Source organism: Aureibaculum algae (assembly GCF_006065315.1).
In the GTDB taxonomy this organism is placed as follows: domain Bacteria; phylum Bacteroidota; class Bacteroidia; order Flavobacteriales; family Flavobacteriaceae; genus Aureibaculum; species Aureibaculum algae.
In genome coordinates, this window is the sequence record NZ_CP040749.1 from 4,635,092 (window position 1) to 4,657,260 (window position 22,169).

At 31.9% G+C, this 22,169-nt stretch carries 16 protein-coding genes; 4 read left to right on the plus strand and 12 right to left on the minus strand.

The window, feature by feature from the left end:
• Positions 1 to 3: 3 nt before the first annotated feature.
• Positions 4 to 2,295, minus strand: coding sequence for an alginate lyase family protein (locus tag FF125_RS19655; RefSeq protein WP_138951645.1), 2,292 nt, complete (start codon positions 2,293 to 2,295; stop codon positions 4 to 6).
• 62 nt (positions 2,296 to 2,357) lie between these two features.
• Positions 2,358 to 4,703, minus strand: a complete 2,346-nt coding sequence (locus tag FF125_RS19660; protein WP_250629639.1) for a chondroitinase-B domain-containing protein — start codon at positions 4,701 to 4,703, stop codon at positions 2,358 to 2,360.
• A 434-nt stretch (positions 4,704 to 5,137) separates the two neighbouring features.
• On the opposite strand from FF125_RS19660, the gene FF125_RS19665 reads away from it, so the two are divergent.
• Positions 5,138 to 6,169 (plus strand): substrate-binding domain-containing protein, encoded by a 1,032-nt coding sequence (locus FF125_RS19665; RefSeq protein ID WP_138951647.1) that lies wholly within the window; start codon positions 5,138 to 5,140, stop codon positions 6,167 to 6,169.
• Positions 6,170 to 6,187: 18 nt separating this feature from the next.
• On the opposite strand, the gene FF125_RS19670 is transcribed toward FF125_RS19665, so the two are convergent.
• The 6 genes from FF125_RS19670 to FF125_RS19695 form a co-directional block, all read right to left on the minus strand.
• The gene (locus FF125_RS19670) at positions 6,188 to 7,492 is read right to left on the minus strand and encodes a TRAP transporter large permease (RefSeq protein WP_175418969.1); all 1,305 of its coding nucleotides are present in this window, start codon (positions 7,490 to 7,492) and stop codon (positions 6,188 to 6,190) included.
• A 2-nt stretch (positions 7,493 to 7,494) separates the two neighbouring features.
• The gene (locus FF125_RS19675; protein ID WP_138951649.1) at positions 7,495 to 7,986 is read right to left on the minus strand and encodes a TRAP transporter small permease; all 492 of its coding nucleotides are present in this window, start codon (positions 7,984 to 7,986) and stop codon (positions 7,495 to 7,497) included.
• A gap of 2 nt (positions 7,987 to 7,988) precedes the next feature.
• A complete protein-coding gene (locus FF125_RS19680) occupies positions 7,989 to 8,963 on the minus strand; it encodes a TRAP transporter substrate-binding protein (protein ID WP_175418970.1) in 975 nt (324 codons plus the stop codon).
• A 195-nt stretch (positions 8,964 to 9,158) separates the two neighbouring features.
• Positions 9,159 to 10,571, minus strand: a complete 1,413-nt coding sequence (uxaC, locus tag FF125_RS19685) for a glucuronate isomerase (protein WP_138951651.1) — start codon at positions 10,569 to 10,571, stop codon at positions 9,159 to 9,161.
• Complete coding sequence (gene uxuA / locus FF125_RS19690; RefSeq protein ID WP_138951652.1) at positions 10,571 to 11,761, minus strand: mannonate dehydratase; 1,191 nt, start codon at positions 11,759 to 11,761, stop codon at positions 10,571 to 10,573. The genes uxaC and uxuA overlap by 1 nt, the downstream gene beginning before the upstream one ends.
• Before the next feature lie 11 nt (positions 11,762 to 11,772).
• Complete coding sequence (locus tag FF125_RS19695; RefSeq protein ID WP_138951654.1) at positions 11,773 to 12,600, minus strand: SDR family oxidoreductase; 828 nt, start codon at positions 12,598 to 12,600, stop codon at positions 11,773 to 11,775.
• Positions 12,601 to 13,512: 912 nt separating this feature from the next.
• On the opposite strand from FF125_RS19695, the gene FF125_RS19700 reads away from it, so the two are divergent.
• The 3 genes from FF125_RS19700 to FF125_RS19710 all read left to right on the plus strand — a co-directional run bounded on the left by FF125_RS19700 (position 13,513) and on the right by FF125_RS19710 (position 17,602).
• Positions 13,513 to 14,028: an RNA polymerase sigma factor gene (locus FF125_RS19700; RefSeq protein WP_138951656.1), complete on the plus strand. Its 516-nt coding sequence runs from the start codon at positions 13,513 to 13,515 to the stop codon at positions 14,026 to 14,028.
• 131 nt (positions 14,029 to 14,159) lie between these two features.
• Positions 14,160 to 15,080 (plus strand): FecR family protein, encoded by a 921-nt coding sequence (locus tag FF125_RS19705; RefSeq protein ID WP_138951658.1) that lies wholly within the window; start codon positions 14,160 to 14,162, stop codon positions 15,078 to 15,080.
• Positions 15,077 to 17,602: a TonB-dependent receptor plug domain-containing protein gene (locus tag FF125_RS19710; RefSeq protein ID WP_138951659.1), complete on the plus strand. Its 2,526-nt coding sequence runs from the start codon at positions 15,077 to 15,079 to the stop codon at positions 17,600 to 17,602. The genes FF125_RS19705 and FF125_RS19710 overlap by 4 nt, the downstream gene beginning before the upstream one ends.
• 63 nt (positions 17,603 to 17,665) lie before the next feature.
• Here FF125_RS19710 and FF125_RS19715 read toward each other — a convergent pair whose 3' ends face one another.
• The 4 genes from FF125_RS19715 to tpiA form a co-directional block, all read right to left on the minus strand.
• Positions 17,666 to 19,933: an aconitate hydratase gene (locus tag FF125_RS19715; RefSeq protein ID WP_138951661.1), complete on the minus strand. Its 2,268-nt coding sequence runs from the start codon at positions 19,931 to 19,933 to the stop codon at positions 17,666 to 17,668.
• Positions 19,934 to 20,134: 201 nt separating this feature from the next.
• On the minus strand, positions 20,135 to 20,410 hold the full coding sequence (locus FF125_RS19720; protein WP_117879775.1) for an ATP-dependent Clp protease adaptor ClpS: 276 nt from the start codon (positions 20,408 to 20,410) through the stop codon (positions 20,135 to 20,137).
• Between the two features lie 51 nt (positions 20,411 to 20,461).
• Complete coding sequence (prmA, locus tag FF125_RS19725; protein ID WP_138951663.1) at positions 20,462 to 21,298, minus strand: 50S ribosomal protein L11 methyltransferase; 837 nt, start codon at positions 21,296 to 21,298, stop codon at positions 20,462 to 20,464.
• Positions 21,299 to 21,306: 8 nt separating this feature from the next.
• Entirely contained in the window at positions 21,307 to 22,065 is a 759-nt protein-coding gene (tpiA, locus tag FF125_RS19730; protein WP_138951665.1) for a triose-phosphate isomerase, read from the minus strand.
• Positions 22,066 to 22,169 lie beyond the last annotated feature (104 nt).

Below are 22,169 nucleotides of genomic sequence, written 5' to 3' on the forward strand. Positions count from 1 at the left end.
AGTTTATTTGAAATAATAAGAACCTGACCAATCATAATCCTTATCGTTAATTTTCAATGTATGCTTCGTTTCTTTTGAAGCGTTCTTATTTATTGTAATAAATAGTTTTGTATTACCCTTTACATTTGTTATTTCAATTGCCGTATATTGATCTGTATCTAAAATCACTTTCAGCTCTTTAATACTACTATTTGAATTCACTGCAGATTCTGAAACCGGACTATAGCTACCATGTGCTTCTATCGTAGAAACAAAAAGAGTGTTTTTAGTGTTTTTACGTCGTAGCATTATTGCGGCCTCTCGACGCAAATTAAAAGCAGGATCATTGGCTCCAATTCTTGTAAAAAGAATTTCGTCATTAGTATTAGTTACAGCTGTCAAGGTGTAAAATTTACCTTTATTCAACCATGAAAATTTAGTGTTATCCTTATTCGCTTTTGCTGAGCCTTCCACATATAAATGTTGGTATCCATTTTTATCTCCTAAAGGTTTTAAAGTTGATGGTATTTTATATTCAAAATTTGAATTTAATACTTGACCTAAAAAGTAATAGGGAAAGTCATATTGATTGGCTTTATTAGAAACCAACTTCATAATATCTAACACATATGGTTTTTCTAAATCTTCATCTTTTATGATTGCCATAGTACGAAGCATTTCGGTACCGGGATATGCATTCGCTTCTTTTGCACTTACCACTTGTACGCTCTCATTTTCTGTAGAAAAATAATTTAGTTCTGGATTATGCTTACTTCCAATTTCAAAATCACCATTGTAGTGCGAAGTTTCATTTTGGGTTACTGTATTATGAGCAATGGTTTGTTTTGCCCATGTTTTATTTTCTTTCAGATAATTTCCGCCACCTTTTTGTTCAATATTTACAAAACGTGCTAAACCATAATCTTGAATTATTTCTTCACCATTTTCATACAAGGAATAGGACAACTTATCATAATGACCATGACTAGATCCTTGAGCTGCATATTTAAAAACAAGTTCTATATCTTCATTTCTTAAAATACCAACACCTCCTTGTTTTCCATCTGGCCCATCAGATAAATTAATAGATTTTTTTGCAAATGGTTTTGCTTTTCCATTTTTTATTCCCAAAGCTACTGCCAAACCAGAATCGTCTAATAGTACTTTATTTTGTTTTTCTGCGATACTTAATAATCCCGGATCTTGTGCTCCAAAATGATATGAAATATCTACTGCAGTAACTAAAGCATCGTTATAGTAGGACATTCCTTTTTGACCATCGTTTAGTGGAAAAAATTCTCCATCTGCATCCGACAAATTTAAAAGGGCATTAATTGACTTTAAAAGCACCCCTTCTTTATATTCAAAAATCTTCAATTCTGGTTTAACGTTATGTAACCCTTCCGCAAAAACTAAAAAGGGATACATCGCATAACGCTGATAATAGGGTCCTTCATTATAATATCCATCAGGTGAAAAAGGCTCTTCTATATTCGCTAAAAAACCAGCCTTACCATCTTTATTAATAAATCCACCATCATCATCTTTAGCCGTTTTATCCATTTCAGCACCCTTAATACCATATAATGCACGATCTATTAACTCCTCGTCATTCATTACCAACCCAATCATACCCACAGCGGCATTTCCCCAGGTACTATGATTGTGTACTCTTTGGTAAAATTGTGGGTTATCAACAGAAATGAAATCTGCAAAGGGTTTAAAAAGATTTGTTTCTAGTTTGTTACGTTCTTCTTCGGTTAAATAGTTATAGATACAATCATAAGCTTGACTCACATAAACCAGCCAATTAGAATCATTCAAACATTGCCAAAATAGCTTACCTCTTGCGTAAGATCTTGTTTTTGGATGTACAGGTAATGTTTTATACATCGCTTCATATTGCATAAGCATATCCTTTACATACTTCGCATATTTTTCATCATTTAAAATTTGGTATAAAACACCTGCTTTTTGTAATACGATCATATTACGTTTATGGCGAACATGTGTATACCCACCAGAGTAATCTTTTGGAATTGGAGTGTCTATTCCTAATGCAATTTCTGCATCTATCTCTTCTTGAACGGCTTTTAATGTATTATCAAAAATAGGAATATTACCTAATTGTTTCCGAATACTTTCTACTCCGGCTTTTGTTAAAATAAGTTTTGGATGATCACTATTAGCTGATACAATTTTATCAACTTTTTCATCACCCTGTTCATTTGTTGACGCTTCTTTACATCCAATTATGGTAACGATTATAAGTAGTGTTATAATTCGAAATAATTGGGTTTTATTATTTAATCTCATAATTAGTTGTATATTTTTTTTAACGCAAATATCTAATGTTTTAATTATTTCATTTTTCACTATTAGTACATCAGTGTCATAACTAAATTTTCTTCCGTTTTAATTTGTCCAGAATTAATTACTGTGTTTTCTGATTCTACATTATTCTTTGCTCCCCAAAGAATAGACACAAATTTTACGTTATTGTTTTTAAATGTGTTGTTATTGATATTCACATTTACAATTCCGTTATGATTAAATAATCTCTTGTTTTTCTCTTTTGCACCACAATTAGTAAATGTGCTGTTAGATACTAAAAGGTTTCCACCAATAGTAGACTCGTCATATCCACCTCTGTAATAATCCACAACATTTTGTTTTACGTTGTTGAAGTCACAATGCTTAATCGTTAGATATTCTGTGTTATAATCACCTCTGTCGTTTGTTTCTTCAGATAGTTCTATTCCGTTTTCACAATCTGAAATAGAAGTGTTTTCAAAAGTAACACGTTCTGAAAAAGATTGTTTGTATGCTCTTAAAACATAGTTGAAGTCACTTATTTCAGAATTTAAAACTGTTAATCCGAAATGATTTGACATATTCTCTTTTAAACTCGCAAAAGCATAATTAGAAGCATTCCCTTTTAAGATCATATTGTTTACCGTTAGTTTTCCTTTAGGTTGTAAAGAAAACAACGGTGTATTAGAAGCACCAGAAAAAACTAGTTGTGCTTTACCTTTCGATTGAATAGTAAGTGTTTTGTTAATTACTAAAGATTTTGAAATGGCATAAATACCTTCCGCTACAGCGATAATATCACCATTACTGGCAGCATCTATTTTAGTTTGTAATTCTTCAGATTTAGTTACCGTATGTGTTACTGGATCTATTGCTTTAATTTCGTTAGAATACCAAGAAGCACCATATTTAGATTTATCTAAAATATTAGGATTAGTAAAATCTGCACCTACAACAGCACCAATACTTTTGCTGTCTTTTCTTGAGTTTCCAAATAAGTCGTTTTCAATGGTTTCAAAATCGAATCCATAATAAGCTTCCACGTCACTTGGAAGCCCTATTGGAATTAAAATATTTTCAGATACTTTTTTCAACTCTAAAGATGCAGGAATGATTCCACTATCAAAGTCCTTAAATTTCATACCTTGATTATCTACGATGTTATTTTTAAATAGAACACCATCTGCTTTGTCATTTTCAACAACAATGCTTTCTAGACCTTTGTCGTTGTAAACAACGTTATTAGCAACAGTAGTTCTAATTGCTCGTGCAGAACGGATTTCCGATTTTGGCAATACATCTGCTTGTGCAATATTTGTACCTACACCAAATTGCCAAGGAGCACTACAATTTACGTATGTGTTATAAGCAACCACCACATCTGTTACCTGATTGTAACGGTTTAATGGTGATTTTGGAATACCATTCATAACCGCTAAAGGACTTCTAAAACTTTTTCCTTTCAAGTTGAAAAAATAATTATTGGTAACCCAATGTCCTGTGTTTATAATTCTAATTCCACCATATTGTTCATTTACGCCATCACCAATAAAATAATTACCATCAATGGTCACGTAATTTCCATGACGTGTCACTACAGAACCTTCGCTTTTATAAAAAACATTATTTCTAATTTCGTTAAAGTTGGTTTTACTTGAAATTATTTCTACTTCACCATTACATTCTTCGAATAAGTTATTTGCAATGGTTGTATTACTTGGACTCATAGATGTGAAGCTACTTCCTAACTGAATAGTTTCACCTCTAGCCCCACCTTTTCTTGGTCGTGGTCCAAAATGGTTATTGATAATTTTGTGATAATTTTTAATGCTTTGAACTCCTTTTAAATCTACTCTAACTGTTGGTCCGCCATTTGTTTTTCCAGCAAGATAAGAATTGCTTAACTCGTTATGTCTTCCATAAAACTGGACCCAAAGATCATCGTTATCACGTTGTAGCTGATTGTAATCTAAAATTACACAATTTGTAACTCTAGAGTAGTTGGCTACCTTTTCTTCACTTGTTCTAAAAGCGATTACATTACCAGTTGGCGTATAACCATTTCTAAAATATAATCCATTTACGATTAAATAATTTCCAGCAATTTCTAAATTAGAAACACCTTCAATAAATACTTTACCTGGCGTTTCTGCTTTTAAAGTAATTGGAGATTTTTCAGTACCCTCTCCTAGAAATTTAATTTGAACATCTTTCCAAACGCCATTTGCTAAAACAATATTATCACCTGGCTTTGCCTTTGAAATGGCCTCATCTAATTCCGCTATATTCTTAACAACACCAACGGCAACGTCAGTTTTCAGATCACCTTTACAGCTAATCATCATAATTATTAAACTAAAAAAAATTAAGCCTTTTCTAATATTTAATTGGAAGTTTAAAATAGTATTCATTATAGTGTAATCATTAAGTTTATTAGTTAGTCTTGGTTATAATTTTACCCATAATTCAAGAAGGGAAATTTGATAAAATATATTCATTTTTAAGAAATTAAAACTTTAATATTAAATCACTTTTAGATCAAAGTTTTAGATCAAAACACAAATTGGTTAACCAGTTTGGTTTACCAAATATAAAGCTATTTATTTATTGAACAATGGCTTTCATTCGATAATTTAAAACATTACTAAATTAGGACAAAAAATCAAGTGCTTCTTTTAGCTACTAAAATCAAGTAAAAGATCTTTTTTAGATTTTTTGAATTCAAACTTTAGCTCTTGAAATTAAAACTAATTTTCAAAATCGTTAACGTTAACTATAATTATTTTAAATTTGTTAATAACGAAGGGCTAATACCCTCAGCATTGAACACTGTTCTAAATACAATATGGGAATAAAACGTATAGCAAAATTAGCCAATGTTTCAATTGGAACAGTAGATAGAGTACTGAATAAACGATCTGGTGTATCTAAAGAAACGGAGAAAAAGGTATTAAAAATTATCGAAGAAATTGGCTACTCAAAAAACACCACGGCAAGCCGTCTAAAATTAGCTGCTACAAAGAAAATTAAGATTGCCATATTAACACCGAAAAGCAGTACGAAATGGAGCTATTGGAAACTACCTAAAAAAGGAATTACAAAAGCAATTGATGAGCTCACAGAACTCGGTGTTATGGCCGATTTTTATGATTTTACGGACTCATCAACATTTAAAACACAAGTCAAAAATATTTTCCTTAAAAATTATGATGCCATAGTTACTGTTCCTTTTTTCAAGAACGCGAGTAATTCACTATTAAATCTTGCCGAATCAATAAACATTCCTGTTGTTTTTTTAGACACAGAAATACCTTTACATACTACTGCAAATTTTATTCGTCAAAACTCAGAAAAAGCGGGTATGGTTGCAGGTAGATTACTACATGGCTTAGTAGGAAACGATGGTCACTATTTTATTGTTAATATTAGTAATGACAAAGGAATACACGCCAATGGAAAACAAAGAGAAAATGGTTTTAGAACGTTTTTAAAATCCATCGATACGGACATAAATATTAAAACAATAACCCACGCTATAGATAGTAATTTTACATTTACGGAAGAATTGGAAAGGTTATTTAAAAACAACAACACTAAAGGAATTTTTGTAACAAACTCTAGATCTCATATGATTCCTCCAATTCTTAAAAAACATACTATAAAAAATACATTTGTAATTGGATTTGACATGAATAAAGAGAACATTAATTGTTTAAAAAATGATGAAATAAACTTTATTCTTGACCAAAATCCAAAATACCAAGGTTATGCTGCCATAAAAGGGTTGTATAAATATATTACAGAACAAGATGCTTCAGATTTAAATATTGAAATACCAATAGACATTATCGTTAAAGAAAATATTATTGAAGTGTAAATTAAAAAATTAGCTTTTTTACAAACCAAATAATCTAGGTAAAAACATTGAAATTTCAGGAATGTAACTAATCAACATAAGCACAGCTACCATTATTGCTAAAAAGGGCAATAGCGGTTTTATGACTTGCGTGACCGATACTTTTGCGACACCACTACCTACAAAGAGCAAGGTACCCACAGGAGGTGTACATATACCTATACAAAGATTTAAAACAATTACAATTCCAAAATGTACCGGATCCATCCCTAACGCTGTAACCACAGGTAAAAATATTGGTGTAAATATTAGAACGGCAGGTGTCATATCCATAAATGTTCCAACAACAAGTAGAATAATATTAATTGCTAAAAAGATGGCAAATTTATTATTTAAAGAATCTAATAAAAACGTACTTATCATTTCAGGAATTCCTTCAAAAGAAAACAACCACGACATAGCCATAGAAGTACAGATTAAAAACATAACCACAGCAGTTGTTTTTGCACTGGTTAATAATACATCAGGAAAGTCCTTTGTTTTCATATCTCCGTATATCAAAGACAAGACTGCAGCATATAAAACAGCAATTACTGACGCTTCTGTTGCTGTAAAAATACCAGCCACAATTCCGCCAACTACAATTACCAATAATAATAAACTAAAAAAAGCTTTTCTAAAGAAAGTCCAAACTTCAAAAAGAGTGGCTCGCTTACCTTTAGCGTAACCCTTACTTATCGCTATAAAAGCAACATAACCCATAATAGCAAAACCTAACAAAATTCCCGGAATATATCCCGCAATAAATAATGCTGCAACAGAGGCGGTTCCACCACTTGCTAAAGCATAAACAATTAAAATATTACTTGGTGGAATTAATAAGCCAGTTGTTGATGCGGTAATATTAATTGAAGCACTTAATGTTCTTGGGTATCCTTCTTCTTCCATCCTATCTGTCATAATAGATCCAATTGCAGAAGCCGCTGCTAGAGCAGAACCTGATATCGCACCAAATAACATAGAAGCCAATATGTTTACATAAGCCAAACCTCCTGGAAGACTAGCTACTAACGATTTTGCAAAATTTATTAATCTATTGGCTATTCCACCACGTTTCATTATTTCACCAGCAAGTACAAAAAACGGAATGGCAAGCAGAGCAAAACTATCAATACCTGTCGTCATTCGTTGAGCAATTGTTGTTATGCCCGGCATTTTATCTATATTCAATAGAAGACTTAAGGTTGTTGCGATACCAATACTATAAGCAACAGGGACTTTTAATAATAAAAGCCCAAAGAAACTTACAAACAAAACGATAATACTAATAACTTCTATGCTCATAATTAATTACTTATTTTGTTTGTATAAATTCTGGTGATATGATATATCGAAAAGATCATGATTAACAATCCGCTAAAAGGCATAATTGCATACACATACCCTAGAGGAATTCTAAGCGTACCTGATAATTGCTCTAAGTGCAATGTTGTATATACCAAATTACCACCGCCAACAACCATTACAACTAATGCAAAAAGAAAAATAAACAGCTCAATAAGAATAGATGCTTTTCTTTTATTGCTTGGTGAAAGTTTTTCATAAACAAAATCCATTGACAAATGCTCTCTTTTAGCATTGAGATATGCTGCTCCTAAAACGGTCATCCAAATTAATGAAAATCGAGCAAACTCTTCCGTCCAAGTAAATGAAGTGCCTATTATATATCTAGAAAACACTTGAAATAAAACATCTAATACTAAAAGGGCAAAAATTAATATTAAGAACCATTCTAGAATTCGATTAACTTTATTAAAAACAAGCTCAGATTTACTCATAATTATTGATTTTTAATTTGTTCGACAATTGAAGCCATTTCTGGATGTTCTTTTACAAATTCTTCAACAACGGATTTAGATTTTTCAGCAAATAAAGATTTGTCTGGAATGATAATTTCCACTCCAGCTTCTTTTGCAATTTTCATAGACTCTTCAACAGAATCGTTCCAAAATACTTTTTCAGCTTGTGCAGATTCATCTGCCGCTTCTTGTACCCATTTTTTTTCCTCATCAGATAACTTATCCCAGTATTTAGTACCGATTAAAAGTACATCTGGCACTGAAGAATGTTGATCTAACGTATAGTATTTACTAATTTCATAATGATTAGAAGACACAAATGATGGAGGATTATTTTCTGCACCATCCACAACACCTTGCTGAATAGCAGTATAAAGTTCTCCGTAAGCCAATGGTGTGGCAGAGCCCCCCATGGAATTAACCATATTAATTGCCATTTGATTGTTCATGACCCTAATTTTAAGTCCATTTAAATCATCAGGAGTTCTAATAGCCTTCGTACTGGTATAAAAACTTCTACTTCCAGCATCGTAATAGCAAAGACCCCGTAACCAAAATTTAGACCCTTTTTCTAATATTGATTTACCGATAGGACCTTCCAAGACTTCAAATTGATGTTTTTTATCTCTAAATAAATAAGGTATTCCTAAAATATGGTACTCAGGAACAAAATTAGATAATGTAGCCGCACTTACTTTAGTAGCTGCTACGCTACCAATTTGCAATAATTCAAGTACTTCTCTTTCGGAACCCAATTGGGCATCTGGAAATATTTTAACTTTTAGAGTTCCACCTGATTTTTTTTCTAATGCTTTTTTAAATTCTAAGATCCCTTTGTGCACCGGATGCGTTTGCGGTAAACCATGTGCTAAATACAACATTTTTGTATCATCTACTTTTTCACAAGAAATAATACTTGCGAAAAGAATTGCGATAAGTATAAATTTATAATTCATCGGTAACTTTTTATTGTTATTTAAGGGTCAGATGGAATCTCATATTTAATAATTTATCGGTATCCAAATCTGGGTTGTTGTATTTCTTTATTCCATATTCCTTACGTTAAAATAGTAAATTCTATAATTTAACGTATGAAACTTTACAAATATAACAAAATACAATCGATTGTATCTATTTATGTAATCTTAATTCTATTTATTAAACTTAAAATAGTTTACGGCATTATGATAACATATGTCTTGTATCATTTTACCCACAAAAGGAAGATCATTTGGAATTAACCCCTTTCTAATATCTTCTGCCATTAAGTTAGATAAAATCCTTCTAAAATACTCATGTCTCGGATAAGACAACAAACTACGACTGTCTGTTAACATTCCCACAAATCGGCTTAAAAGCCCCATGTTTGAAAGCGTATTTATTTGCTTTTCCATTCCATCTTTCTGATCTAAAAACCACCAGCCTGACCCCCATTGCATCTTACCAATAACACCACCTTCACTATAATTACCCATCATAGTTGCAAAAACTTCATTTTGAGATGGATTCAGATTATACGTAATGGTCTTACTTAAACAATTTTCAGAATCAAGGCTATTAAACAATTTTGACATCGCTTCTGCTTGACTAAAATCTCCAATAGAGTCACAACCAACATCTGCACCAACCTCTTTCAGTAGGCGACTATTATTGTTACGTAAAGCTCCTAAATGAAACTGTTGCACCCACCCTTTAGCATGATACATTTTACATAATTTATATAAGACAAATGACATATATAAATTAGATTCACCCTTTGTAATTTCTTTATTTACCAATCGCTTTTTCAATATAGAATCGGCTTCTTTTTCAGTAAAGTCATAAGCGTAAATTTGCTCTAATCCATAATCTGAAAGCCTACAACCATGTGCATCAAAAAAGTCAATTCTACTTTGAATTGCATTTAACAATTCATTCATATTGTTAATAGAATACCCAACACAAGTACTTAATTTTTTAATATAATCTGAAAAATTTGCACCTTCAATTTGAAGCAACCCATCTGGTCTAAAAGTAGGTAACACCTTGGTAAATATATTTCTACTTGCGATAGTTATATGATATTCTAAATTATCAATTGGATCATCAGTAGTACAAATTACCTCTACATTCATATCTTCCAACAAGTCCGCAGGTGTCTTTGTTGCTAAAATGGAATTTGCTTTTTTATATATTTCAGATGCTGTTGAGGGTTGAAGAATATCATCAACATCAAAATACCTTTTTAACTCTAATTGGGTCCAATGAAATAAAGGATTTCTCAATGTGCATGGAACTGTTTCTGCCCACTTATTAAATTTATCTTCCTTTAAAGTATTTCCAGTTATGTATTTTTCATCAACACCATTGGCTCGCATGCCACGCCACTTATAATGATCGCCACCTAACCATGCGTCTGTAATATTTCCAATAGGCAAATTCTCTGCTATTTGTTTTGGCGATAAATGATTGTGATAATCAATTATCGGCATATCTTTAGCATAGTCGTGATATAAAATTTCAGCTTCTTTTGAATTTAAAAGAAAATTTTCGGTAATAAATGTTTTAGAATTTATTTGATGCATTAGTTTAAACTTTTAGAAATTCCAAATTCCAATCCTCTTAACTCTGCCAAACCTCTTAATCGTCCGATACCTGAATAACCGGGGTTTGTTTTTTTACTTAGATCATCTAACATTTGATGACCATGATCAGGACGCATTGGCATTCTCAAATCAGCTCTTCCTGCTGCTTTTCTTTTTCTTTGCTCAAGAATAAGAGCTTTCATTACTCCGTACATATCTACATCACCTTCTAAATGATTGGCTTCATAAAAATTACCTAATTCATCACGTTGCGTTGCTCTTAAATGGATAAAATGAATTCTATCTCCTAAACGTTCCACCATTCCTGGCAAGTCATTATCAGAACGAACTCCAAATGAACCCGTACAAAAAGTTAATCCGTTGTTAGGACTATCCACTGCCTTATACAAATTGAGAATATCTTGTTCTGTACTGACAACTCTTGGTAACCCTAAAATTGGAAATGGAGGGTCATCTGGATGAATACACATTAACACCCCTGCTTTTTCGGCTGCTGGTATAATTTGTTCAAGAAAATAAAAAAGATGCTTTTTTAATTCTTTTGGACCAATACTGCTATACGTTGCAAGTATAGCATTAAATTCTTCTAATGTATATCCCTCTTCAGCTCCTGGCAATCCTGCAATAATATTTTTAATCAATAACTTTTTATCTGCAGCACTCATTCGGGCATACATCGCTTCGGCATTAGTTATTTGCTCAGTGGTATAACTTTCTTTTGCTCCCGGTCTTTGTAATAAAAAAACTTCAAAAACAGTAAATGCCGTAGCATCAAATCGTAAGGCTCTAGAGCCATCTGACACTTCATAATCTAAACTAGTTCTCGTCCAATCTAGCACTGGCATAAAATTATAACATACGATATCAATACCACAAGCACCTAAATTAGTCAGTGTTTGTTTATAATTATTGATATAGATTTGAAAATCACCATTCTGAGTTTTTATATCTTCATGAATAGGAACACTTTCTACAACTGACCAAGTTAGCCCAACCTCTTCTATGATTGCTTTTCTTTTTTTTATTTCTTCGACTGACCATACTTCACCATTCGGAATTTGATGTAATGCAGAAACAACACCTGTTGCACCTGCTTGTTTTATATCTGTAAGAGAAACGGGATCATTTGGTCCATACCATCTCCATGTTTGTTCTAATTTTAAGCTCATATCTATTTATTTTAAACTCCGCTATATGCGGCAAATCCACCATCTATTGGCACCACTACTCCAGTAACAAATTTTGACCCTTCACCACACAACCAAAGTGTAGTTCCTACCAAATCTTCAGGTTCTCCATAACGCCCCATAGGAGTTTGATCTATAATCTGTTGACCTCTTTGTGTTAAACTCCCATCGGTTTCAGTTAATAAAGTTCTATTCTGATCTGTTAAGAAAAATCCAGGAGCCAATGCATTAACTCGAATTCCGACTTTAGAAAAATGTACGGCTAGCCACTGCGTGAAATTTGATACAGCTGCTTTTGCACCACTGTAAGCAGGAATTTTGGTTAAAGGTGTAAAAGCATTCATTGATGAAATATTTAACACACTACAACCTACTTTCCCAACCATATCTTTAGCAAATACTTGTGTAGGAAGTAAAGTACCTATAAAGTTTAAGTCAAACACAAATTTAATACCCTCTGGATCTAATTCAAAGAATGTTTTAAAACCTTCCGTTTTATTTAAAAGATCTTCCTCTTGTAAAAAAGGGTTAGAAGTAGTACCTAATGGATGATTTCCTCCAGCACCATTAATTAATATATCACAAGTACCCAACTTTTCATTGACTACTTTTCTTGCGGCCTCTAACGATTCTTTTTCAAGCACATTGGCTGCAATACCAATTGCTGTTCCTCCATCTGCATTTATCTCATCAGCAACTTTATTTGCGGCATCGATTCGTAAATCTAATACAGCTATCTTATTCCCTTGTTTAGCAAGTGCTTTTGCCAAGGTGCTGCAAAGCACCCCTCCTGCACCAGTTAATACGATTACCTTATTCATTGTTTATGTAAATTTTTATGTTTGTAAATCTATTTCAGAATTGATTTATTAATAAATCAACGTATTGAATTCCAAATATAATCAAAATTTTCCGTGTACGTACACGGAAAATAACATATTATTAAGAATAAAAGAAGGTAATGATATTCTTTATGATCCAAATAGAAAATAAGAAAGCTTTCTTTTTGATTAAGTTTTTGAAGATCTGAGAGTAATAGCATACAAAATAAAAAAAAGCCCACTCTTCAGTGGGCTGCTTTCTTCTAACTAAACTATCAACTTAAACTAATTTTATACTCTTTTAATGAGTGTTTTCTTTAGGGAAGCGAATTTGCCTAAACCTGTCAGGCAAATTCGCAATAAAATTATAGCAATTTTCCCATTTCGCTTTTATACTATGATTGACTTTTTTACTGTAATAAATGTTTCTTTTTAGGGACTACTAAAAGTTTACTTTATGTTTCACTTATTAAATTTCAGTCAAGAGTATTAAAAGTTATATTTCTTTTTACTAATTAGTTTCGACTCTTCATGTATAAAACAACAACCGTGCTAGAATTCCTACCCCAAAAAATAAAAATTATTAAAAAATATATAACTATCTTATTTTCAGCAGGATAAAAGCAGTAAAAAAATTAACTTTTTTTTATTTCATAATTATTATGAATAATATTCTTATTTAGAATGAATTGATATAATAAAAAAATGTGAGTCATTACAACCTCTTACCAATTACCACACTGTTCAAATGATATATTTCTAGCACCTAAAAACAATAATTTATACCAATTTGCAGTTATTATGATGATTATAAATGGATATACTTTAAGAATTCACAAAACTAATTGTAGCTCCATTTGCTATTTAAAAGAACCATAAATAAACCTATACTAAATAAATTTTATCAACTATATGGTACAATCTTTAAATTCAAATGTTTGCGAAGAGCGTGTATTTTCAAATATATTTCAAACTCTTTCTAAAGATGTGCATAATTTTTTACGTTATAAATACGGAGATAATTTAAACCCAAAAGATAAAGTTCAAGAAGCTTTTATTAAACTTTGGGATAATTGTAAAAATGTTTCTCCAGAAAAAGCGAAATCTTTTTTATTTACAACGGCAAATAACATGATGCTTAATGAAGTAAAACATCAGAAGGTAGTTTTAAAACATCAACAAGTTAAGCCCAAACACTATACGAACGAGACTCCTGAATTTATTATGGAAGAATCTGAGTATATGAAAAAATACCAACGAGCATTAGGTAATTTGACTGAAGCTCAGCGTGAAGCTTTTCTTATGAATAGAATAGAAGGTAAAAAACATAAAGAGATTGCTGAAGAGTTAGGCATCTCTAGAAAGGGTGTAGAAAAGCGAATTTATGGTGCTTTAGAAAAATTAAGAAAAGAAATTGACGGAATTTAGCATATATTGGTAGGAATTTATGAGTTGTAATTGTTACATAAGTGAAGTACCTCTAAAAAGAATTAAAAAAAATTCTATACTTAGGGTAGGAAAAACCAAACTTCAATTGTTATGTAATAAGAAACATTGATATGAAAAAAGAACTTTTAATACAAAAATGGTTAGATGGCGAGATAAACGATGCCGAGCTTAGTGCCTTTAAGGCCTTGCCCGAGTATGCGTCTTACGCTAAGCTATCTGAAAAGGCCAAGCTTTTTGAAGACACATCTTATGATGTTGATTTTGAATATGGTAAATTAAATGCCATAATTAGTGAGCGTCGACAAAAAACAGCAACCCCTGTAAAAACATTAAATTGGTTTAAACCATTAATGAGAGTAGCGGCTATCCTTTTAGTTGGATTAGCTATTTACTACGCTCCTTTATATGGTGACACCACAACGGTTAAAACATTAGCTAGTAATCAAACAACAATTCAATTACCAGACAATTCTAATGTAAAATTAAACGCATCTTCTTCCCTACAATACAAAAAAGGAGATTGGGAAAACAACAGAGAAGTAAATTTAGTTGGTGAAGCATATTTTGATGTTGCCAAGGGATCTCAGTTTGATGTAAACACTTGGTTAGGTAAGGTAAGTGTTCTAGGTACACAATTTAACGTAAAACAACGCGTTAATTATTTTGAAGTTACTTGTTATGAAGGCTTAGTAAGTCTAAAATATAAAGGAAAGGAAATAAAACTTCCTGCAGGTAAATCATTCAAAGTAATTGGAAATGAAATTATAGAAGACGAAACAAAGGACTCATTACCTTCATGGTCAAGCAAAAATATGAGTAGTTTTAAAAGTGTTCCGTATAGCGAAGTAATCCAAGAGTTTGAGAGACAATATAATATTAAAGTAGAAACAAATAATGTAGACATGACCCAATTATTTACTGGTAGTTTTGCATTAAATGATCAAGAATTAGCTTTGAAAGCAATAACAATACCATTAGAATTGAAATACAACAAAGAAAATAAAACCAAAATAGTTTTAACCAAAGAGTGATAAAAAAGCAATTACTTCTATGTATATTCTTTTTATCTTTTATTTGTTTAACTTCAATTACAGCACAAACCAAAAAAGATAAGCAATCACTTATCAAAATTTTAGAAAAATTAGAGTCACGTTTTGACTCTAATTTTTCGTTTATAGATAAAGACATAAGAAATGTCTCTATTGAACCTCCTGCAGATTCGCTTACGCTTAAAGCGACAATTTCTTATTTACAAAATAGCACCCCATTAGTATTTACAATAATTGGTAGTAATTACATTACCATTACAAAAAACAAAGCCAATCTATTTTCAATTTGTGGTTATTTAATGGACGGTACTACAAACTTTCCAATTGAGGGAGCTGTAGTACAAACAGATGGCGTATCTATTATTAGTAATGAAACTGGCTATTTTATGCTAGAAGATTTGTCTGAACACGATATTATTACGATTAGACATATTAGCTATGATGTCTTTACTGACTATGCAAAAAATTTAAACCCAAACGATTGTGATGTAATTTTTCTAGACTCTAAAATAGAAAACTTATCTGAAATAATTCTGAAGGATTATATTACGGAAGGTATTAATAAAGTGATGGATGGAAGCATTAGTGTAAACTATAAGAATTTCGGTATTGTACCGGGTCTTATAGAAACCGATGTCCTACAAACCATACAAGTAATTCCCGGTATACAAAGTATTGATGAAACTGTATCGAACATTAATGTGAGAGGTGGCACCCATGATCAAAATTTAATTCAATGGGATGGTATTAAACTCTATCAATCTGGACATTTTTTCGGATTAATCTCCGCTGTAAATCCACGTATTACTAAAAAAGTAAAACTCTATAAAAACGGAACCCCATCAAATTACGCCGACGGAATTTCAGGAACCATTGACATGGAATCTGATCGTATTGTGAATAAAATTTTAAATGCAGAAGTTGGATTGAATTTTATAAATTTAGATGCCTTTGTCGATATACCAATTCATAAGAGCTCATCATTACAAATAGCCTCAAGAACATCTGTTAATGAATTTTTAAACACTCCAACTTATACGCAGTATTTCGATAGAGCTTTTCAAAATACGGATGTTGTCTCAAGCACAAACAACACTAATAGTACAGATGAAAAATTCGATTTTTATGATGTGAGCCTAAGATGGATTTATAAGTTGTCTAAAAAAGATAATATTAGGCTCAATTTTTTACATTTAAAAAATAACTTAACCATTAGTGAAAATGCCTTTGGTGGTGGTCAATCTGCGTCACGAGAAAGCTCTTTAGATCAAAGTAATATTGCAGGCGGTTTAGAATATAAAAGAAGATGGAATGATAAATTTCAGACTACCGCACAAATTTACACTACTGCCTACGAACTGAAAGGGACCAACTTTGACATTATTAATGAACTGATTTTAAATCAAAAAAATAAAATTGTAGAAGTAGGGTTAGATTTAAATTCAAGGCTAGAACTAAATGATTATTTTACATTGCATAACGGTTATCATTTTAAACAAACTGAAATAACAAATGCCGATAAATTAAATTCCCCTGTATTAGATACTATAGATAAAAGAATGGTTCAATCTCACGCCATCTCATCGACTGCAGCGTATAGATCTGAAGATGGAAACACTAATGTTAATGTAGGTGTACGCGTCAACTACCTAACTACTTTCGACAAATTTATCATTGAACCTCGACTAAATTTTAATTACAGAATAAATGATAAAATCACTTTTGAAGTTTTGGGAGAGTTTAAAAGTCAAACTACAACGCTAGTAAACGATTTTAGAAATAATTTTTTAGGTATTGAAAGTAGAAGGTGGAACTTAGCAAATGACAACTCTATTCCTATTTTAAAAAGTAAACAACTGTCTTTCGGATCCAATTATAGTTATGATGGACTTTTAATAAATGCAGAAGTTTACTACAAGTATGTTAATGGTATTACTACTCAGAGTCAGGGGTTTCGTAATCAATATGAATTTATAAATTCAATTGGTACTTACGATGTGAAAGGTTTTGATTTTATGGTAAACAATAAAATTGGAAAATTAAACACTTGGTTAGGCTATTCTTTCGCGGATAACAATTATCAATTTAAGGAATTAGATAACAATCATTTTCCTAGTAATTACGACATAAGCCATACCGTTTCTGTAGCTGGTGGTTATACCTTCGATAATTTAAAACTTTCTTTAGGCGGTAATTGGCGTACAGGAAAACCAATAACAAAACCTATTGCTGGTAATGAAATAACAAGTAATGAAATAAATTATGAATCTGCAAATAGTAGTAATTTAAAATCTTATTTCCGAGTAGATGCCTCAGCAATTTATGATTTTAAATTCTCTAAACGGATTAAAGCTCAAGCGGGAGTCTCTGTATTGAACTTATTAGATAAAAAGAACATCTTAAACACCTATTATTATATCGATCAAAATAACAGTACGGTTAAAGAAATAAATACCTATTCTTTAGGTTTCACTCCAAACGTAGCATTTAGAGTGTTTTTCTAAAACTTAAAAACTCCTAATTTCTTAGGAGTTTTCTTTATAAAATTTATTTTTCAGTATATATTACTAAGCAACATTCTCTTTTTTAATTAAATTTAAAGCAGAACCTTCTCTAAACCATTGTATTTGACTTTCGTTATATGTATGATTTGCAATTATAGTATCTTCACTACCGTCTGCATGTTTCACCAAAATAGCTAATGGTTTTTCTGGAGCAAAATCAACTAAATCAATAAAATCAAATGTATCATTTTCTTTAATTTTATCATAATCCGCTTCATTTGCAAAAGTTAACCCTAACATCCCTTGTTTTTTAAGGTTGGTTTCGTGAATTCTAGCAAAAGATTTTACCAAAACAGCAATAACACCTAAATGTCTAGGTTGCATCGCAGCATGCTCACGAGAAGAACCTTCACCATAATTATGATCACCAACAACTATGGATTGAATTCCAGCTTTTTTATAAGCTCTTGCTGTATCTGGTACCGCACCATATTCACCCGTTAATTGGTTTTTAACCATATTGGTTTGCTTGTTGTAAGCATTTACCGCCCCAATTAATGTGTTATTAGAAATGTTATCTAAATGCCCTCTATAACGCAACCATGGTCCAGCCATAGAAATATGGTCAGTTGTACATTTCCCAAAAGCCTTAATCAATAATTTCGCTCCTGTAATGTTTTTACCATCCCAAGGTTGAAAAGGAGTTAACAACTCCAATCGTTCAGATTCTGGATTCACTTTAATTTGTACGCCACTTCCGTCTGCATCTGGTGCTAAAAAACCATTATCATCAACAGCAAATCCTTCTGGTGGTAATTCAATTCCTCTAGGCTCGTCCAATTTCACTTCTTGACCATCTTCATTAAGCAATGTATCATTCATCGGATCAAAATCCAATCTACCCGAAATTGCAATTGCCGCTACCATCTCCGGAGAACCAACAAAAGCATGGGTATTTGGATTACCATCTGCACGTTTAGAAAAGTTTCTATTGAATGAGTGTACAATCGTATTTTTCTTATCTCCTTGAGCATCACTTCTATCCCATTGACCGATACACGGCCCACAAGCATTCGTAAATATTGTAGCTCCTAAATTTTCAAAAACGCTTAATAATCCGTCGCGTTCAGCAGTAAATCTAATTTGCTCAGACCCTGGATTGATACCAAAATCACTTTTCGGTTTTAATTTTTTATCAATAGCTTGTTGAGCAATTGATGCCGCACGTGTTAAATCTTCGTAAGAAGAATTGGTACAAGAACCTATCAATCCCCAATCTACTTTTATTGGCCATCCATTTTTTATTGCTTTTTCACCTAATTCACCTACCGGCGTAGCTAAATCTGGCGTAAAAGGTCCGTTTAGGTGAGGACGTAAAGTATTTAGGTCAATTTCTATTACTTGATCAAAGTATTTTTCAGGTGCTGCATATACTTCTGCATCACCTGTTAAATGTTCTCTAACTTTATTAGCTTCATCCGCAATATCATTTCTATCTGTAGCACGTAAAAAACGTTCCATAGAATCATCATAACCAAAAGTTGATGTGGTTGCTCCAATTTCCGCACCCATATTACAGATTGTACCTTTACCTGTACAAGATAAATTTTTAGCTCCTTCGCCAAAATATTCAACAATTGCACCAGTTCCACCCTTTACGGTAAGAATTCCTGCTACTTTTAAAATAACATCTTTGGAGGCTGTCCATCCATTTAACTTTCCAGTCAACTTAACACCAATCAATTTAGGGAATTTTAATTCCCATGGCATTCCTGCCATTACATCTACAGCATCAGCACCACCAACACCTATAGCAACCATACCTAATCCTCCTGCATTTACAGTATGAGAATCGGTACCAATCATCATTCCACCAGGAAAAGCATAATTTTCCAATACTACTTGGTGAATAATACCTGCACCTGGTTTCCAAAAACCAATTCCATATTTATTAGAAACTGATTCTAGAAAATCAAAAACTTCATGACTGGTTTTATTTGCTCTTATTAAATCTTTTTTAGCACCTTGTTTGGCCTGAATTAAGTGATCACAATGCACGGTAGTTGGCACTGCAACTTTAGGCTTACCTGCTTGCATAAATTGCAATAAAGCCATCTGTGCAGTAGCATCTTGACAAGCAATTCTATCTGGCTTAAAGTCAACATAAGATTTACCTCTTTGGAAGACTTGAGTTGGCATACCTTCATCTAAGTGAGAATATAATATTTTTTCTGCCAAAGTTAACGGTTTACCGGTTAAAGACCGAGCTTTATCAATACGCTCACCCATTGTTTTGTAAACGCCTTTTATCATTTCAATATCAAATGCCATAATAATTATATATTTCTTAAAATTAATGCTTACAAATGTACTTAATAATTAAAACTTTTTAAAATATTCCCAAAATAAAATAGAGCAAATCAGCTCGTATTAGTGAATACTCAATAAAATTGATTATTAATTACAGAAAAGAGGAAATCTACGAAGTATTTTTACGATTTAAAAGAAGAATTTAAGACAAAAACGTCCATTTCAAACGATTTCGGCAGACAGTCCTAAATTTAACAATCTTGTACAACGTGGTTTCAGCTCGTCGTATTCTCCAGTTTTTACAGCACATTTACCTTTATAATGTACTAAAAAGGCACATTGTTCTGCCTGTACAGAAGAATGGTTACAAACATCTACCAATGATTCAATAACGTGTTCAAAAGTATTAACATCGTCATTAAAAAGGATTATTTCATGTAGATTTAGTTCTTGTTCAAGAACATCAAAATCTTCCTGTTTTTTATGTTGTTCGCTCATAATGGGTATAAAAATAAAGAAAAGATTCTAATTTTAAAATAATTTAACAGTTTAGCTTTTTAAATATTTTAAAGCCACCCAATTGTTTCGTTCTATAAATTCTTCTAATTTCAGACTGTATTTTGAGGTCTCCGCATCAATAATTGGTATATCTTCCTCATAAAAACCACTCAACAATAAAACGCCATTCTCATTTAAACAATCAGCATATATTTTAATATCATTCAGTAATATATTCCTGTTGATATTCGCAATAATAACATCATATTTTTTATTGATTAACATTGAAGCGTCCCCTTCATAAACGTTTATATGCCTACAGTTGTTTCGTTCAACATTTTCTAATGAATTTTCATAACACCAAGCATCAATATCAATAGCATCTAACGGAGTTGCTCCTTTCATTTCAGCCAGAATTGCTAAAATACCAGTACCACACCCCATATCTAACACTTTCTTACCTTGTAAATCTAGTTTAAGAATATGTTGTACCATCATGTGTGTGGTTTCATGATGACCTGTACCAAAACTCATTTTTGGCTCAATAACTATATCATATTTCAGATTAGGGTTGGGATGAAAAGGAGCTCTAATACTAACCAAATCATCTACTTGAATGGGATTAAAATTTTTCTCCCATTCACTATTCCAATTGACTTGTTCTATTTCTTCCTTTGTATATGAAATTTCAAACTCATCACCTTGAAGCACATAAATTTCATCTAATATAGTCTCTGAATCATCTTCCTTTTGAATATAGGCAATAAAACCATTTTCGTTTTCTACGAAACTTTCAAAACCCACATACCCAAGTTCTGCAATTAGTATCTCAGTTGCAGGTTGTAATGGTGAGACCACAAAATTATAGCCGATATATATATTTGACATTCCTTAACTTAAATAGCGTCAATTAATGCTACAAAATCTTCAGTTTTTAATGCTGCACCTCCAATAAGGCCACCATCAACATCTTGTTTAGAGAAAATTTCTTTTGCATTAGCTGGTTTTACACTACCACCATATAAAATAGAAACGTTGTCCGCTACTTTAGCATCATATTTATTAGTAACTAAATTTCTAATAAAAGCGTGCATTTCTTGAGCTTGTTCAGGACTTGCAGTTTCACCAGTACCTATTGCCCAAACAGGCTCATAAGCTAAAACTATATTTTTCCAAGGCTTAGCTTCTAAATGAAATAATGCATTTTTTATTTGAGACTCTACAACTTTAAAGTGGTTGTCATTTTTTCTATCTTCTAATTTCTCACCAAAACAAAAAATAATTTCTAATTTGTTTTTTAAAGCTTGGTCTACTTTTTCAGCCAATAAAGCATCTGTTTCACCAAAATATTCTCTACGTTCTGAATGTCCTAAAATAACTATTTTCACACCAACACTTTTTAGCATATCTGCAGAAATCTCACCCGTATAAGCTCCGCTATCCGCTTGATGCATATTTTGTGCCGCCACTTCTATTGCAGATTTTTTTGCTTTTTTAACCACAGCATTTAAACTAACATAAGTTGGAGAAACAATTACCCTTGTATTCTTCAGTTCTTTCTTTTTAATTGCTTTTTTTATTCCTTTAACTAACTTTTTAGACTCTGAAAGGTCATTATTCATTTTCCAGTTTCCAGCAACTATATTTTTTCTCATTTTGTGGTATTTAATGTTAACATTATTTAAAGTACAAATATAAGAACTCCTCATGACATTTTGTTTTATAAACGGAAAAGAATAATCTATTATTAATCCTTATT